The 2,919-nt window shown below is 39.4% G+C and carries 4 protein-coding genes; all 4 read right to left on the bottom strand.

Annotated elements, in window-relative coordinates; all coding sequences use genetic code 11:
- Window positions 1–120: 120 nt before the first annotated feature.
- Complete coding sequence (locus AB4653_RS22075; RefSeq protein WP_009845969.1) at window positions 121–507, bottom strand: ectoine synthase; 387 nt, start codon at window positions 505–507, stop codon at window positions 121–123.
- A 13-nt stretch (window positions 508–520) separates the two neighbouring features.
- The gene (gene ectB, locus AB4653_RS22070; protein WP_009845970.1) at window positions 521–1,786 is read right to left on the bottom strand and encodes a diaminobutyrate--2-oxoglutarate transaminase; all 1,266 of its coding nucleotides are present in this window, start codon (window positions 1,784–1,786) and stop codon (window positions 521–523) included.
- A gap of 35 nt (window positions 1,787–1,821) precedes the next feature.
- Window positions 1,822–2,355, bottom strand: a complete 534-nt coding sequence (ectA, locus tag AB4653_RS22065; RefSeq protein ID WP_009845971.1) for a diaminobutyrate acetyltransferase — start codon at window positions 2,353–2,355, stop codon at window positions 1,822–1,824.
- A 468-nt stretch (window positions 2,356–2,823) separates the two neighbouring features.
- Window positions 2,824–2,919 (bottom strand): DUF5062 family protein (locus tag AB4653_RS22060; RefSeq protein WP_372105353.1); only part of this gene is annotated, 96 nt, incomplete at its 5' end.

The raw sequence follows: 2,919 nt of genomic DNA, 5'->3' as shown, positions 1-2,919 counted from the left end.
GTCATGGATGTACCGCCGATTTTTTCTACGGTAAATGTCATAAAAGACCTTAGTTATAGAGAAGCAATAAAGACTAGATAAATGGAAATTGGGGTGAGATTTCACCCCAGAAAAAGTCGGTTAATCAACCAGAGGATAAACGCCGTTTTCATCGTGAACTTCAGCGCCAGTAATTGGCGGATTGAATACACACGCCATAACCATTTCTTTGTTTTTATACGCACGTAAATAGTGTTCATCGTGCTTATCAAGGATATAAAGCGTCCCAGGTTTGATGGGATAAGTCTCACCACCAACCACTTCAATTTCGCCTTCACCACTCATGCAATATACTGATTCTAAATGGTTTTGGTAATGAATATGTGTTTCCGTCGCTTCATAAATTGTCGTGATATGAAATGAAAAACCCATGTTGTCATCTTTCAACAACATGCGAGTACTTTCCCAATTATCCGAAACAATACGTCTTTCGCTATTGCGACATTCATCAAGTGTTCTAACAATCATTTTGCTGTCCCTATTACGATACTTTTTTGAAATACTTAGTTGCTACAATTTCTACTGAATCTTCGAAGATGGTTAAACCTTGCATCAGTTCCGATTCAGATATCGTCAGTGGGCAAAAGAACTTAACTATTTCATCGTTAGGGCCAGCTGTTTCAATGACCATACCGTTTTCAAAACACGTTTTGGCAATTTCGTCAGCCGTGTTTCCATCTTTACATTCAATGCCAATCATCATTCCACGTCCCTTGCGTTGAACGAATAGCTCTGGGAAACGCTTGATATTGCGTTGAATGACATCATCGACCATGCTTGAGCTACGTTGAATATGATTTTCAAAATCATCATTTGACCAATACATTTCTAACGCTTTCGTAGCGGTAACGAACGCATGGTTATTACCACGGAAGGTGCCGTTGTGTTCTCCCGGCTGCCATTTGTCTAATTCAGGCTTTAATAAAACGACGGCCATCGGTAAGCCATAACCACTTATCGACTTAGACAGCGTGACTATATCTGGCTTGATACCTGATGGTTCAAAGCTAAAGAACGTACCCGTTCGACCACAACCCGCTTGGATATCATCGACAATGACTAAGATATCGTGAGCTTTACAAATTTTACTCAAACGCTGTAGCCACTCATTTGAAGCGACATTCAATCCACCTTCACCTTGAACCGTTTCCAATAAGACGGCTGCTGGCTTATCCATACCGGCAGAATTATCAGCTAACATCGTTTCGAACAATTTTAATCCATCAATGCCAGCGTAACCCTCAAATGGCAAACGCGTAACGTTGTTAAGGTTTGAGCCCGCGCCTTGTCTATGATGTTGGTTACCCGTAGCAGCCAGTGCACCTGCAGTACAACCATGAAAACCATTGGTAAACGCTACAATGCTACTTCGGCCTTTCACTTTTTTAGCCAATTTAATCGCGGCTTCAACGGCATTAGTTCCTGTTGGGCCTGTAAATTGAACTTTATAATTGAGATCTCTTGGTTCTAGAATTAAGCGAGTAAGCGCTTCTAAAAATTCAGCTTTGGCTTCTGAATGCATATCTAAACCGTGCGTAATCCCATCCATTTCAATGTAATCAAGCAAGGCTTGCTTAAGTATTGGATTGTTGTGACCGTAATTGAGAGATCCTGCTCCAGCAAGAAAATCGATGTAACGATCACCTTGTTTCGTTTCAAGCCAGCAACCTTTTGATTTACTAAAAGTAACTGGAAAACTATTCGAGTATGAACGTACGTTAGATTCCTGCTTTTTAAAAATATCCATGATAATGCCGTTATTTAATTCCTATAAGTGTTTGATTATTTAAGGAGGATTCGATAGAGGTATTCGGTATCGTGCTGCCCGTTAAAGTGAAGATTTTCATCTAAGAAAGTAGTCACTTTCCCGGTGTTACCGTTTTTTTCGTCCAGCTTTTTGAACAATGCCCAAGACGCTTGGTTTGATTCAGTGATAGTCGTTTCTATCGCTTCAATGCTCTTTAGGCCCTCTCGTTTAAGTAAGGTGTTCAGCATCTTGTAGGCTAAAGCATTGCCTCTAAACTTAGGCGCCACCGCCACTTGCCAAATAAAGAGAACATTGGGCTCACTGGGTTTTTGGTAACTAGAAATAAAGCCAGCAAGGTCACCTTCATGCTCCACTAAAATACAAGTTTTACTAAAGTGAGTAGACTGCAAGAAATTGCAATATGAAGAGTTAGTATCTAATGGAGGGCACTCTGAAATTAATTGATAAATGTTGTTGCCATCCGAAACTTCTGGCTCACGAAAATTCCATTTTTCAATCATCTTTTCTACAACCTCTGGATACAATATCCAAGGCGCTGATGTAATCATACCGAGACATTTCCTTTGAACTCTAATTAAATTCCTTTTAATTATGAGCATTTCCCATACACAAAGATCAACACATTAGCGCTAAAAATCAAATTTTAGCGACGAAGATCACACTTGCGCAAGTATTATATGTATTAAATAATACTTTGAGTTCTAATGTATTTATTGGGTCGGTATAAATTTGAGAGTCTTGAAGGGAATAGACGAAAGGAAATCGTTAGTGCAATTCATAAAATACAGCGTTCAAGTGCCTGAGTAGGAAGGATAGGAATCAGCAAAAATATCGACGACTCCAATACTGAATAAGGTAAACAGTGACGCTCTAAAAAGAGATGGCTTAGGCTCTAATATTGAAACGCAGATACCTAAAACAAAAAAACCTAGCGTGAGATAGCTAGGTTTTTCAAGTAAACATAAATTGGCAATCAATCAAAAGAAACAAATTCGAATCACTGAGTTAATCGCGAATTACTTCAGGGGATCATTATCAGGCAGAGCCTTGTGTATCCATAATGCTAAACGCTTCTTAATATTCGCGCCATCAAGCTTACTTTCAGGTAAAGG

Origin of the sequence: Vibrio sp. 10N.222.48.A3, assembly GCF_041475345.1 — a bacterium.
Taxonomy (GTDB): domain Bacteria; phylum Pseudomonadota; class Gammaproteobacteria; order Enterobacterales; family Vibrionaceae; genus Vibrio; species Vibrio tasmaniensis_A.
Note: the sequence above shows the minus strand (reverse complement) of the source record. Positions and strands in the feature narration are given on the sequence as shown.

What these genes read in the sequence shown, in the direction of transcription:
- AB4653_RS22075 (WP_009845969.1), bottom strand. Translation starts at nt 507, where the DNA reads ATGATTGTTAGAACACTTGATGAATGTCGCAATAGCGAAAGACGTATT.
- ectA (WP_009845971.1), bottom strand. Translation starts at nt 2,355, where the DNA reads ATGATTACATCAGCGCCTTGGATATTGTATCCAGAGGTTGTAGAAAAG.
- ectB (WP_009845970.1), bottom strand. Translation starts at nt 1,786, where the DNA reads ATGGATATTTTTAAAAAGCAGGAATCTAACGTACGTTCATACTCGAAT.